General features: G+C 45.3%; 12 protein-coding genes and 1 tRNA gene. 2 read left to right on the top strand and 11 right to left on the bottom strand.

Annotated elements, in window-relative coordinates; genetic code table 11:
- Positions 1–184 precede the first annotated feature (184 nt).
- A complete protein-coding gene (locus B2Q61_RS09035) occupies positions 185–1,315 on the bottom strand; it encodes a GNAT family N-acetyltransferase/peptidase C39 family protein (RefSeq protein ID WP_290618531.1) in 1,131 nt (376 codons plus the stop codon).
- Positions 1,316–1,477: 162 nt separating this feature from the next.
- Between B2Q61_RS09035 and B2Q61_RS09030 the strand changes: the two genes are divergently transcribed.
- Entirely contained in the window at positions 1,478–2,944 is a 1,467-nt protein-coding gene (locus tag B2Q61_RS09030; RefSeq protein WP_290618533.1) for a RimK family protein, read from the top strand.
- Positions 2,945–2,982: 38 nt separating this feature from the next.
- Here the strand turns inward: B2Q61_RS09030 and B2Q61_RS09025 are convergent.
- The 5 genes from B2Q61_RS09025 to B2Q61_RS09005 form a co-directional block, all read right to left on the bottom strand.
- Positions 2,983–3,068 (bottom strand) — tRNA-Leu (locus B2Q61_RS09025).
- A 126-nt stretch (positions 3,069–3,194) separates the two neighbouring features.
- Positions 3,195–4,142 carry an isopenicillin N synthase family dioxygenase gene (locus tag B2Q61_RS09020; RefSeq protein ID WP_290618535.1) on the bottom strand — a complete coding sequence of 316 codons (948 nt, stop codon included), beginning with the start codon at positions 4,140–4,142 and terminating at the stop codon, positions 3,195–3,197.
- A gap of 16 nt (positions 4,143–4,158) precedes the next feature.
- Positions 4,159–5,355 (bottom strand): NupC/NupG family nucleoside CNT transporter, encoded by a 1,197-nt coding sequence (locus B2Q61_RS09015; protein ID WP_290618537.1) that lies wholly within the window; start codon positions 5,353–5,355, stop codon positions 4,159–4,161.
- A gap of 17 nt (positions 5,356–5,372) precedes the next feature.
- Entirely contained in the window at positions 5,373–6,005 is a 633-nt protein-coding gene (udk, locus tag B2Q61_RS09010; RefSeq protein WP_290618539.1) for a uridine kinase, read from the bottom strand.
- 125 nt (positions 6,006–6,130) lie between these two features.
- Positions 6,131–9,244 carry a TonB-dependent receptor gene (locus tag B2Q61_RS09005; RefSeq protein WP_290618541.1) on the bottom strand — a complete coding sequence of 1,038 codons (3,114 nt, stop codon included), beginning with the start codon at positions 9,242–9,244 and terminating at the stop codon, positions 6,131–6,133.
- A gap of 364 nt (positions 9,245–9,608) precedes the next feature.
- Between B2Q61_RS09005 and B2Q61_RS09000 the strand changes: the two genes are divergently transcribed.
- Entirely contained in the window at positions 9,609–10,739 is a 1,131-nt protein-coding gene (locus B2Q61_RS09000; protein WP_290618543.1) for an endonuclease/exonuclease/phosphatase family protein, read from the top strand.
- Positions 10,740–10,780: 41 nt separating this feature from the next.
- Here the strand turns inward: B2Q61_RS09000 and rlmM are convergent, their stop codons facing one another.
- The 5 genes from rlmM to B2Q61_RS08975 are packed head-to-tail and all read right to left on the bottom strand — an operon-like array spanning position 10,781 to position 14,044.
- Positions 10,781–11,863 carry a 23S rRNA (cytidine(2498)-2'-O)-methyltransferase RlmM gene (gene rlmM, locus B2Q61_RS08995; RefSeq protein ID WP_290618545.1) on the bottom strand — a complete coding sequence of 361 codons (1,083 nt, stop codon included), beginning with the start codon at positions 11,861–11,863 and terminating at the stop codon, positions 10,781–10,783.
- Positions 11,860–12,237, bottom strand: coding sequence for a DUF423 domain-containing protein (locus B2Q61_RS08990; protein ID WP_290618547.1), 378 nt, complete (start codon positions 12,235–12,237; stop codon positions 11,860–11,862). The genes rlmM and B2Q61_RS08990 overlap by 4 nt, the downstream gene beginning before the upstream one ends.
- Complete coding sequence (locus B2Q61_RS08985) at positions 12,212–12,832, bottom strand: alpha/beta family hydrolase (RefSeq protein WP_290618549.1); 621 nt, start codon at positions 12,830–12,832, stop codon at positions 12,212–12,214. The genes B2Q61_RS08990 and B2Q61_RS08985 overlap by 26 nt, the downstream gene beginning before the upstream one ends.
- Entirely contained in the window at positions 12,813–13,748 is a 936-nt protein-coding gene (locus B2Q61_RS08980) for a transcriptional regulator GcvA (RefSeq protein WP_290618551.1), read from the bottom strand. Before B2Q61_RS08980 ends, B2Q61_RS08985 begins: the two co-directional genes overlap by 20 nt.
- 20 nt (positions 13,749–13,768) lie before the next feature.
- Entirely contained in the window at positions 13,769–14,044 is a 276-nt protein-coding gene (locus B2Q61_RS08975) for an oxidative damage protection protein (protein ID WP_414631469.1), read from the bottom strand.
- Positions 14,045–14,046 lie beyond the last annotated feature (2 nt).

Here is a 14,046-nt window from a genome sequence, read left to right as displayed (position 1 = left end):
TTTTTTAAGATTTTTGCAATCCGGCTTATCTCACCTGAAGCCTGCTTAGCGCAGCACCCCGTGGCATGGCGGGCATTATAGGGCGTTTTTGCAGAGCTGCAAGCGGTAAATCAATAAAAACCTGCGGCAATGAATCGTTTGCACAAAAAGCAGACGGATTAATCAAAATACCTACAGAACCCGCTTATTTTTTCTGCGCTCCGATAATAACAGCTGCCTTAAGTCGCTTTTTGCCATAGCTGAAAGCTTTGCTAAACACTTTATATTCGATTGGAATATATTGTCGCTCAGCTGTCGACAACCAGGGAATATCAGCCGTATCAGGATCGTTAATATAAATAAAATTATCATCGGCAGCGCACACTACTACCCAATGAGGTGCTTTGCTCTTATCAAATTGCCAGGTACTGATCAGAGCAATGATCAGCTTATCTTGTTGCAGGTACTGCTTAATTGCAGTTACAGTGAGTTCAGCATGATGAACTGTGACACCTTGCTGCTCAGTTTGTTGCCTGAAGGAATCATGTACCCGCTGTAATACTGCCTTCTTAGCTTCGCTGCGCACGCTATCACCAAACAGCAAGCCATCGTTGTTAAGATACACTTCTGTAGAAAAACCTCTGCGGTGCGCTGCAAGCGCTAACCCCCTGGGGCCACAGCCCCCATGACCACTAGTCATAAATATAGTAGTTGCCTCTCTCCATAGTTCAATTTCATGCTGATAAGGATTAAATAGCCCTGGCTTAAAATAATTGAAAGCCATTAATAAACTGGCAGGGCCGCAAGTAAACGGGGTGGTTTGAGCGATGTAAGGAACCTGTCTGGTAACCGAATCGCGCTTAAACTGAATCACTTGCTTCTGCATACAGATTGCATCAGCGTGATCTTCATAGAAGTCATGTTTTATCGCAAACTCATGATACTGCAATTTCTTATAGAGCTTTATTGCCGCTTCGTTGTCTTTGCGTACTTCTAACCGAAGCAGTGCGCAATGACGGTTCGCTGCTTGCACCTCAGCTTCAGCCATCAGCTTTTCGGCCAAGCCTTTTTGTCTGAATGCCGGGTCTACGGCTATTGAATACAACCGCGCCAGACTCGTGCCCCTGCGATAGATCAATAGAAAATACCCCGCAAGCGCCTCGTCAACCTCAAGCGCAATCAGGTCGCTACGTTTTTCAGTAATGAACCGTCGGAAACTACGTACACTTAACTTGTCTGAACTAAAGCAACGTTGCTCCAGCACCTGTAAAGCGGGAACATCAGCCAGCATCGCAGGTCGTAATCTGATATCGTGGTCCTGTTCTGACTTACCCATAAAATTTTTACCCTTAACATCATTCTCAATAATGGCACTACACGCATCTCACCAGTTATGCGTTTGAAATGCCAGTAAGAAATTCTGATGCTATGCTGAAAATAAATTTGCTGTCTTTCACTGCGATAATCAGTCAGGCTTGACATGCTAACAGGAGGCAACATGGCGAAACTGATAATAATAGTAGATAAAGCTCAGGACTGGGCACCTTTTCATCAATATGACGGCGTAATGAGTTTACCCGCCTACCTTAAGTGGTCTGCCAAGCAAAAGCAGCGGGTGCGGGTGATTAACCTGTGTCGCCAGTCACACTACCTGGGCAGTGGCTATTATTGTTCGTTACTGGCTGAAGCACGCGGCCACAATGTTATGCCCTCCGTTCGAGCATTCAATAAGTTTAACCGGCATGAAATTGCCGATATTGCTGATGAAGTGCCATTGGCTCTACTACAGCAATTAAATAAAGATCTGGCTGAAGAAACGGCAAGCCAGCTAACGTTTAATATTTACTTCGGAGAAACCGAGCATAAAGCGTTAAAAAAGGTTGCCTCTTATCTGTTTGAGGCTTTTCCGGTACCCATCCTCAGAGTAGAACTGCAGAAAAAAACCCGCTGGCAGGTTAAAACCCTGAAAATTGGTAGTGTTAACAAACTTACTGAAGCGGAGCAAAGTCTTTTCGGCAATATTCTGGAAAAATACAGCCATAAGATATGGCGGCTGGAGCCCGCTAACCGCAAGTTTAAATATGACTTAGCCGTGTTAGTTGACCCGAAAGAAAAGTTTCCGCCTTGTACGCCAAAGTCACTAGAATTGTTTGTCCGGGCAGCTAAAAAAGCAGCAATGGACGTTGAGCAAATCACGTCGAAGGATATTCACCGGCTTGCCGAGTTCGATGGCTTGTTTATCAGGGAAACAACAGCGGTAAATCACCATACATTTCATATGGCACAAAAAGCAGAACGCGAGGGATTGGCAGTAGTTGACGATCCCAGCTCTATCTTACGCTGTGGTAATAAAGTCTATCTGCATACCTTGTTTGAACAGCATAAAGTGCCTATGCCTGACGGTATTATGTTATTCAAGCAAGATGAGGACAACCTGGAACGCGCAGCCGATAGCCTTGGCCTGCCACTGGTGTTGAAAATACCTGATGGCAGTTTTTCCCGCGGCGTAATAAAAGTAAAAACGCTGACCGAATTACGCTCTACTCTGGACACTCTGTTCGAACAAAGCGCGATTATCCTGGCGCAGCGGTATACCTTTACCGAATACGACTGGCGAATTGGTGTGTTGAACGGCCAGGCTATATTTGCCTGTAAGTATTTTATGGCACGAAACCACTGGCAAATTTATAAACATGGCAAAGCCAAAACCGAAAGTGGTGGTTTTAGCACCTGCGCAGTAAATGAGGTACCGGCTCATGTATTAGATGCCGCCATTCGCGCTTGTGCTCCGATTGGGGATAGCTTGTACGGCGTAGATGTAAAACAAGACGGTGATAAGGTGTATGTTATTGAAGTAAACGACAACCCGAATATTGATGATGGTGTGGAAGACCTGCACCTGGGCAACAAACTGTACGATATTCTGGTAGAAGACTTTATCCGCCGCATCGAATTAAAACGGTAACATGTAGATGCAAAAAAACCGGCCAGGGCCGGTTAATTTGGTGCAGATGGAGAGACTCGAACTCTCACGCCTTGTGGGCACAAACACCTGAAGCTTGCGTGTCTACCAATTCCACCACATCTGCGTTATGTTTTGCACCAGGTGCCTAACATGGCGAGCAGTATAGCGATTCAAAATAACTAGTCAACTATTGAATTCAACTATTCTGCTCGTTTTTAACCGTTCGCCTATTTGCTGAGCAAGGCGCTATTTATTTCGCCTTTTTCAGCAAGCCAATTTCCTCTAAACGCTGCATTAAATAGTCGTTAGAGTTAATTGGCTCTGGATAGCGATTCGGCCGCTCCTCACTGATACACGTATCCAGTGTTTCAATCACAAAATCTGGATTAGGATGCATAAAAAACGGAATCGAATAGCGTGGCTCGCCCGCTGCCATATCCGCCGGATTTACCACCCGATGGGTGGTTGATGGCAATACATGGTTGGTTAAGCGCTGCAGCATATCGCCGATGTTGACCACTATGGTGCCTTCAATAGTCGTTACCGGCAACCAGCTGCCATCACGTCGCAGAATTTCCAGGCCCGCTTCATTAGAGCCAACCAGCAATGTGATCAGGTTAATATCTTCATGTTGGCCAGCCCGAATAGACTCGGTTGACGTATCTTTAATTGGCGGATAATGGATGGGTCGCAAGATCGAATTGCCGTAATCTACTTTATCAGCAAAATACTGCTGTGGTTGGCCAAGGTATAGCGCTAACGCCTCCAACACCCGATTGCCTAACTTTTCCAGTTCAGCAAACAAGGTGTACGTAGCCTCTTTAAAGCCAGGCACTTCAGCAGGCCAGATATTAGGGTATAAGCTTGGATGCGGAGCTGGACCTTCCAGCTCGCGCCCAACATGCCAGAACTCTTTTAAGTCAGGATGATTAGAGTCTTTTGCCTTCTCTACCCCAACGGCGGTATAACCCCGGGCACCGCCCTGCCCGGGCTTATGGTATTTTGTCTTAACCTCGGTCGGTAACGCGAAAAACTGCTTAATCGCACTGTAGGTATTTGCTACCACTTCATCCGGAATACCGTGGCCACTAATGCCGCAGAATCCAAACTCAGTGTAGGCCTTGCCAATTTCGGCAACAAAGTTATCTTTGTCGGTGGCAAACCGTCTTATATCTAACGTTGGAACTTGCTGTGTCATATAAAAGACCTGTTTGTTAGCCTAAGGAAAAAAAGAACCCTGCAATTGCAGCGCTCATTAAGTTGGCCAATGTTGCAGCAAGCAAAGCTTTTAAACCCAGCTCGGCAATATCAGCCCGACGACCTGGCGCCATACCGCCCAGACCGCCTAATAAAATAGCAATGGAAGAAAAGTTAGCAAAGCCACACAAGGCAATTGTCACAATTACCTGAGTATGGGCGCTTAACTGATCTTTCACCTGCACAAAGTCGAGGTATGCGACAAATTCATTGATCACCAGTTTTTGGCCAATAAAACTACCAGCTAAACGGGCTTCATCCCAGGATACGCCAAGAATAAATGCCAGCGGCTGGAACACATAACCAAAGATCAGTTGTAGCGTCAGGTTCTCCATGCCAAACCAGCCACCAACACCGCCAACAATGCCGTTAACCAGGGCAATTAAACCAACAAACGCCAGTAACATAGCACCAACATTCAGCGCCAGTTGCATACCACTGGACGCGCCAGCGGCAGCAGCATCAATCACGTTTGTATGCGGTTTTTCAGTACTAATTTCGTTGAGTTCATTCTTTGGCTGTTCAGTTTCAGGGATCAACATTTTGGCCATTAACAGGCCACCTGGGGCGGCCATAAAACTGGCGGCAATCAGATATTTCATCTCAATGCCTAATAAAGCATAACCAGCCAGCACAGAGCCGGCAACCGAAGCAAGACCGCCCACCATTACAGCAAACAATTCAGACCGGGTCATAGTGGGAATAAAGGGTTTAACCACTAAAGGCGCTTCAGTTTGGCCAACAAAAATATTGCCCGCAGCACTCATTGATTCAGGCCGACTAGTACCGAGTAACTTCTGTAATCCACCACCAATAATGTTAATCACAAATTTCATCACGCCGATGTGGTAAAGCACAGCGATTAAAGATGAGAAGAAAATAATCACAGTGAGCACGTTTATCGCAAACACAAACCGCCCCATCTCACCGAATAAAAATCTTATGCCTTCGTTAGCATACTGAATAACATTACTGACTGCAGCTGACATACTGAGCAGCACGTCTTTGCCAAATGGTATGTATAACACGAACGCACCGATTGCTAATTGGATAGCAAAAGCACCACCTACAGTACGCCATTTAATTCGACTTCGATGTTCCGACGCAGCAAAGGCCACCAGTAACAGGGCAAAAATACCCACTAATCCCATCATATGTTATTCCCTGATTATTATTCTGCCAGTAACTGACGAATTTTTGCTTTTATAATATCGATTGCAATCTGATTTTTACCACCACGGGTAACCACTAAATCGGCATATTGCTTAGACGGCGCTATAAATTCAAAAAAAGCCGGGCGCACTGTCGTTTCATATTGTTCCGTCACTGAGGCCAGGCTTCTGCCACGGTCTTCTAAATCGCGCTTAATCCGGCGCAACAAACAGATATCTAAAGGCGTGTCCATAAATACGCTGATATCAAACTGTTGGCGCAGCTTTTCATCATTCAGCAGCAAAATGCCCTCGACCAGAATAACTTTGGCAGCCTGCACTTTTATAGACTCATCGAGCCGGGTATGTAATTTATAGCTGTACTGGGGCATCTCAATACTCTGACCAGCACGCAAGCGCTGTAAATGCTCAACCAGTAAAGCATGCTCAAAAGCAGAGGGATGGTCGTAATTGGTTAACACCCGCTGATCAAACGATAAATGGCTTTGGTCCCGGTAGTAAGCATCTTCCGATAAAATAGCAATACGCTCGCCACCCAATTCAGCAACCAACTCCTGATAAACGGTTGACGCAAATAAACTTTTGCCTGATGCAGAGGCACCAGCAATCGCAATAATGGTATTTTTAGCCACAATAACGCCTACTTTCCGAAAAACAGCTGGCGATTATCGCTAATAATGCCGCAGATAGAAATAAAAACAGCTAAAAAAAATGCCAGTCGCAAGACTGGCATTTTTAGATTAAAACTAAACCTGGTTTAGAAGCGGTAGCTTACACCCGCTTTAATACGCCAGGTAGACTGTTCAGGCTCAAACAAATCCCAGTTTGCAACAGTCGGTGAACGGAACGGTTCATTATAAATATAACGACCTTCATCATCCAAGCCGCCAAAATCTACAATAGAATTGGTGGTGAATCGCATTCTGCGTACATCACCTTTTGAGCTATCCAACAGGTTTAACAAATTACTAATAGTGAAGTAAATTGTGCCTTTATGACCTTCCATAAAACCAGGAACATCTTGTTGGAAACTAAAGTCCATCGTCGTGATCCAAGGTGACGTATTAACACCTTTAGGTGCAAAACCACCCGCGTATTTACCAAGACCAACTTGATTCAGGTAAGACATAATTTCATCATACTGAATGCCTTCAGGGCTGATATTCGGATCACTCGGGCCAGTTGGTACGTAAACCAGATAGGCACTAGAACTATTGAACTTAGAGTTATCGCCGAAGTCACCATCACGGAACATACCAAAAGTATGACTGTAGTTTGTGCCAGAGCGACGCTGGAAGAACAAATTAAACCTTGAATCGTAACCTTCTACGAATTGATGGGTATACCCCAGTACCAATTTTAAGGAGTGCTCGATGGCATAATCAGCAGTGCCAATTAACGGCTGGTTACGGTCAACCACAATATTAAACTGGTAATTCGAGTCGGCTGTAGAAGAAGTACCAGGTGTACCTTCTTCTATGTCCTGATGGGTATAAGATGCAAAAGCATTTAAACCATTATCCCAGTTCTTCTGCAAAGTGGTAGTAAAGATCCAGGCGTTGCCGCTTTTATCTTCATTCGTTAACATCAAGTCATAATGATTTTCTTTGGCAGTAGGGTCACAAGGTTCATAGATATTGACACCCAAACTGGTTTCACCACTCTTACAGCGCGAGATATCAACCCACTGGTTGTTATCAGTCATCCACTTACGCATAACTTCTGCAGAGAAATTAACATCTTCTACCACACTAGGTACCGAGAAGCGGTAATCAGCGCTAACTCTGGCAATCCAGTCAGAAGGTATCTCATAATTCGGGTCGATAACGTTGGTAAAGCCATCACCAGGGAACATTGCATCCTGCACATTTTGTGGCACAGTTAACGATGTTACGTCTGTCAGATGAGAAGTTCCGGCTACAGCTGGATCAAAACTTACTAAAGTAGTACCGTCATTTGAGAATGAATTAGAAATATAGACGTTTGGTTTACCACCAGAGAAGCGACCAAAACCAGCATTCACGGTTAAATCATCACTAGCCGTCCACTTAACATTGAAGCGCGGCATAATAATCGACAAACCATCAAGATTTTCTTGATTCGAAAAGCCGTAACGACGCACGAAATTATCGTTTAGGGCTGGCTCGTCACTAACAAACAAACGCTCATAACGAAGACCCATCGCGATTTCTATATCGTCACTGAAATACCAGTTGTCTTGCACAAACAAGTTGCCAGAACCCATGGTAAATTCAGCTGCAGCGTCTGATGCAACGTTAGTAAACGCATTGTCATATATAAAAGAAGAAGCGTCGCCTGCGGCAAAATCCTCAATACTGCCAAATGTCCAAACACCTAACGCCCGGCGCACAAATGCATTATATACATCAAGTGACGCGTATTCACCGCCAAACTTGATCTGGTGATCACCGACCAGATAATTAAATTTAACGCCAAACTTTAACTCTTCAGTGCTTAATTCATTGGCATGACGAGCTTCATCCGGTCCAAAATTTAACAGACTACGGATAGTTATCTCACCATATTCATTAGTTTTGTTACCAGAAATAGAATCTACAGATTTAAGGTTTACATAAATCTCGCTGGATAAATCTAAGGTCCAGTCAGAAAACAATGCTGCCCGGTACAGATCCATATTTTGAGTGTAAGTATACCAATGGGTATCAAGGTTCAGGACGCCATTTGCACCTGTAGTCTGATTGCGAACTGATGAACCTTCACTGGAGTTATAAGTAAATGCAGCCCGGTGCTCATCAGTTATATTCCAGTCAAGCTTTAACAGAATACTTTCATCTTCAATTTCAGGCGCGGAGTCCCAGTCACCAATATCGTCAATGCCATAACGCGAGCTGGCAATATTGCGAATCTCAGTTAATTGTGCGTTGGTTATTAGCGCCTTGTTTACCGCATCACTGTCATTTGGTCCGGCAGTAACCTGAGCTGGCTCTGTGGTATTTTCAAATGAGCCGAAGAAAAATAGCTTATCTTTGATTAAAGGACCACCAAGGGTAAGGCTGTAGGTTTCACGTTCAAAATCAAGGCTACTACTATTGCGAGTGCCAGGAGTTCTAGGTCTGCCAGCCCACTCATCACTCATTTTTTCAAATGAAAATGAGCCGGTGAACTTATTGGTACCAGACTTAGTTACAGCATTAATCCGACCACCGCTGAAGTTACCCTCTGCAGCATCAAATGGCGCAACATCAACTGAAATTTGCTCAATAGCATCAATAGAAATTGGTGAGCGCTGCGTAGGATAGCCGTTACTATTTAAACCAAAGTCATCATTAACACCAACGCCATCAATGGTGGTACTGTTATATTTTGGGTTGCTACCGGCAATACTTAATTCAGCGTTGGAACCCGGCAGAATATTTGCGTAAGGGTTCATGCGCGCAACTTCTTTTAAGTCACGGTTGAAAGTTGGGGCGTTAGAAATGTCATCTTCATTAAAGAAGCTACTGCTTCCGGCATTTGCTGTGCCGGCAATTCTTGAACCGGAAACAGTGATTCGCTCAACTGATTCTAATTGCGCATTCAAACGGAATGTTTCACCAAGTGTTACAAAAATATTCTCGTATGTTTTTACACCGGCAGCACTGGTAATCGTTATAGTGTAAGGACCACCAACCCGCAAACCTGTGCTTGAAAACGCACCCGATTCATTGGTAGAGGCTACAGAACGGGTACCTGATGGAACATGCAAAATCTCTACTTTCGCATCGTCAGCAACCTGACCTGATTGTGTAACTACATTACCCCTGATAGAGGACGTTGTTTCCTGAGCCAAAGCGAGGTGTGACACGCCAAGACTCAAAGCGACTGCCAACGCTAAATGTTTAATTTTCATATTGTTTATCACCTGGTAGTTGATAGTAGTGTTCTAAATCGTTTGAATACATATGCTGTTTTCAACCTGGGGCTTAGTGTAGCGAACTTTTATGTCACTTTCGTTACATAACAATTTAACCGGGAACTTTTAAGCTCTTCTTTAGTCAAAGTGCGCCTGTCACGCAAGTGTAACATGGCTGGTCAGAGTTGCGAATAACCACAACTTAAATTGATTAAAAAATATCAATATTTTGCATAAAGCCGCAGCATGCTGGTGTTTCAGAACTGGCTTAGTTATGCTAGCTAACCTCTTAAAAAACTAATGTTTATTTATGCCTAATCACTTTTTCTTTTACTTTATTTTGCTTTGTTCCGGAGTAGCTATGGCCGACCAGGTTAACGAGATTAAGGTCGCAACCTTCAATGTCAGCATGGAGTCGACTAATTACCTGCCGCAGGGGGAAACCGGAAATAACCAGGTACTTGCGTCGATTCTGGCTAAGGGTGACAACCCGCAAGTACAAAATATTGCGGCTATTATTCAGCGGGTAAGGCCAGATGTATTGCTATTGAATGAATTTGACTATATTGCTAACGCTGAACAGGGTATTGAAGCCTTCATTAAAAACTATTTAAATCAGCCACAGGCTGGTAGCGAGCCCATTACTTATCCGTACTTTTATTATTCTACGGTAAACACCGGGCAACCAAGCCCGTTTGATCTGGACAATAGTGGCGTAGCCACCGGTGTTGGCGCTGATGCCTGGGGTTTTGGTTTTTATCCTGGCCAGTACGGCATGGTTATCCTGTCAAAGTATCCGATTGATTACGATAGTGTCCGAACTTTTCAGCATTTTAAATGGCGCGACATGCCAGGTTTTATGCCAACTTATAAAGAGGATGGCAGCCCCTGGTATAGCGAGGCAGCATGGCAGCAAATGCCGCTGTCGTCTAAGTCGCACTGGGATGTACCAATAAAAGTTGGTAACACAAAGGTGCACATTCTGGCCAGCCACCCTACTCCACCGGTGTTTGATGGCCCGGAGAATCGCAATGGAATCCGTAATCATGATGAAATCCGTTTCTGGCTGGATTACTTGACTCCCGGCAATGCTGGCTACATTTATGATGACAACAATAACAAAGGCGGCCTGGTAGCAGACAGCCGTTTTGTGCTACTCGGAGATTTGAATGCGTCGGCTGATGGTGATGGCGATGCAATAAATAGTGCGATAAAAGCTCTGGTATCACATCAGAGAATAAACCAAAGTTTTACCCCGGCAAGTGCCGGTGCTGCCCAAAACTCACCCGGGCAGGCACATGCTAAATATCATACCGCCGGTTGGCGTATGCGGGCAGACTACGTGCTACCGTCAAATGCCGGCTTTGTAGTGGAAGATGGTGGTGTATTCTGGCCGGAAAAAACCAGTCCGCTTTATCCATTGGTGGGTTCACGCGGTGCCAGCTCAGATCATCGCCTGGTTTGGGTGAAACTGAAATTAAGCGCTGACTGATTCAGCGCACAACTCAAATAAATGAAAAAAGAAACAAACGCTTAGAATTTTAACACCAGGTTTTGCACGTGTACCGTAACTTCTTCGCGGTCGTGGTACAGGTGCTTAACCTGTAAACGGAATTTAATATCCGCATCTAGCAGACGCTGCTCAAGCTGAGCCAATATATCGGTTACGGTTTCATAGCGTTTTTTCATCGGCAATTTTAAATTAAATATTGCCTCCTGACACCAGCCGTTAATCAGCCAATCCCCCATCCGCTGTGCAACCCGCTGCGGTTGCTCAATCATGTCGCAGACAAGCCAATATACGTTTTTCTTTTGCGGCTCGAACTTAAAACCATCCACGGTATAATGCCTGACCTGACCAGTTTGCATTAGCGACTCTGCCATAGGTCCGTTGTCGATAGCGGTCACCATCATGCTGCGCTTTACCAGTTGATAGGTCCAACCACCAGGGCTGGCACCTAAATCAACCGCATTTAGTCCACCGCCTAAACGCTTATCCCATTCAGGCTTCGGAATAAACTGCAGAAATGCTTCTTCCAGTTTTAAGGTGCTCCGGCTAGGCGCTTCATTGGGAAACTTCAACCGCATAATACCGTTTTCCAGCGGGCTGTTATTCTCCGGATAAGACAAGCCAACATAACCTTGCTGACCACTAAGTAACAACACGTGCAAAACCGGCGCTCGTTTTTGCTCTTTCTGCAATAATACGCCGGCTTTGCGCAAAGACTGACGAAGAGGTACGGTTAATTTGCGCGCCAGGGTTGACAAGGTTTTACCATCATTTGTTTCAGGATATTCAACCCGTAGCTCACCACAGCCGGTTAATTCAGCAGCAACAAGAGCTTCAAGTACGGGTGCTATTCGATCTTCAGACGGCAATTCAAGCAGTTCAGCCTGCAGCAGACACCATTGCCGGATGAAAATAAAGTGCTCAAATGGATAGTCTCGATAAAACTCGGCAAGACCATCAGCATCATAAGCTTCGAAGATAACGTAAGCTGAATTTGCTGTTAGTTTGCAAAAACCAAACACATCAAAGCTACTTGCTTTGTCCTGAATTTCTGCAGCGCATTCTTTTTCAAAACCCGCCCGGCAGTATAGTAATAGTTGTTTCATTTAACATCCTTTTGCCAGGCGCTTAGTGCAAGCAACAACCAGCCAATAATCAAAATTTGTCCGCCAAGCGGAGCCAGGGCAGAATAATACAAGGGTAATGTCAGCACCCCGGCAAATAAGGTCCAGCAAAATAACCAGAGCCCGATGTGCCAGCATAGCACCGCTAACTTTTGTAATTTTACAGCGGCCGAATTACGGCCCACTGTCAGTAGCGCCAGTGCATGAAATGCCAGCATACTAATAGCACTTATTAAGCGGCCAAATTCTTTGTGCTCCAGAGCGGCCCACAGGTGCATCAGCGCGGCTGCCAGCCCTACTGCAGCCGCGCCATATAAGGCGGTCAGGCTGTTACTGATTTGCCAGAAGTATTTCATCGATTACCTTATTGCAATAAGCGGCCGCGGCACAGATAACATCCTGTTGCTTCAGGCCACTTGCCTTGGTCGGTTTAAAGTCATGATCGGCCGCCGTTAACCAGTGCACATTAACCTTTGGCCAGCTTAAATCAGTGAGCTCAGCGCGTTTGCCAAAAGGGTCGCGCTCGCCCTGTAAAATATGCAGTGGCATTGCCAGGCTGCTGAAATGTGCGGTCCGCCATTGGCTTTTGCCAGGCGGATGAAACGGATAGCCAAAAGCAAATACCGCCCGCACCTGCGGCTCATCCGCCAGATCCAGCATACTGGCAACCCGACCACCCATCGACTTTCCACCAATAAATAATGGCAGCTGGTAATTGACCATACTGATTTGTTTTAAAAATTCTTGCTGCAACAACGCCATTTTCTCTGGAGGCCTTTTGCGACCCAGCGCAATGCTTTGTTGCATATAGCGGAAATTAAAACGCAACACTTCAATATTATGTCTGGCCAACGCTTCGGCCAAAGCAATCATATAGGGGCTATCGCAGCACGCTCCGGCACCATGAGCCAGCACTAAACAGGCCTTGGGGTTAGTCAATGGCGACAGCATTGGTAAATTGTTGTTCGGTAAATAGCAGTTGTTCCGCTGTGACCATATCCACCATCCACTGACGAAATGCTGTAATTTTACCCAGTTCTGCCTGACTTTCCCGACACACCAGATAGTAAGCGTCTTTACTAATCAGCACATGATTAAACGGCACTATTAAACGGCCCGAGTTAATATCTGGCCGCGCCAGTACGTTATGCGCTAATGCCACGCCCTGGCCATGAATCGCAGCCTGCAGCACCATCGAAGAATGGCTGAATATTGGCCCCTGATTGACATTAAACTGTTTAAAGCCCTGGCTGGTAAACCAGGCCTTCCAGGCCCGGCGTGAACTATCGTGCAGTAAATTATGTTTTGCCAGGTCAGTAGGCTCATTCAGCGGCTTGCCACTGTTCAATAGCAGTGGCGAACATACCGGTAACAAATACTCAGTATGCAGCTTGTCAGCTCGTAAATTGCGCCAGTTACCACGACCGTAATAGATAGCTACATCAACGTCATCAGTCAGAGACCCTTCATCAAGATCAACAGCTTTAATCCGGACATCGATATCCGGGTGCTGTTCACTAAACTGATTTAAGCGCGGTACCAGCCACTGAATGGCAAAGCTGGGCTGCAAACTTACGGTCAACGAACCTTTGGCTCCCCGCACCAGTAACTTCTCAGTAGCTTCATGCAACTGCAGAAAAATCTCTTTAATATCCAGAAAATAGCTTTGCCCCTCTTCTGTCAGTAACAGCGAGCGGTTTTTACGCATAAACAGTTTTAAGCCCAGATGATCTTCCAGCGCCTTTATCTGATGGCTTATCGCAGCCTGCGTTACATACATCTCTTCCGCAGCCTTAGTAAAACTAAGGTGTCTGGCAGCTGTTTCAAAAGCCTTTAATGCATTTAGAGGTGGCAGACGACGCGCCATAAATTTACTTAGCTCAATAATTAACTGGCTGGTGGCTTATAGCCTTCAATCTCAATATCCTGGCCTTGAAATAAAAAGGCTTCCATCTGCTGCTCCAGAAATTGCCGATGTTCAGGATTCATCATATTCAGCTTTTTTTCGTTAATCAGCATAATTTGCTTCGCCTGCCACTTACTCCAGGCCTCTTTGCTAATTGACGCAAATATTTTACTGCCAAGATCGCCCGGGTATAGCTGAAAATCCATTCCCGGCGCCTCTTTTTGCAAATACTGGCAAAAAACCATTCTACTCATCATCT

This window comes from Arsukibacterium sp. UBA5043, assembly GCA_002415085.1.
GTDB lineage: Bacteria > Pseudomonadota > Gammaproteobacteria > Enterobacterales > Alteromonadaceae > Alishewanella.
The sequence above is the reverse complement of the archived record's forward strand: the minus strand, read 5'-3'. Positions and strand labels throughout refer to the sequence as shown.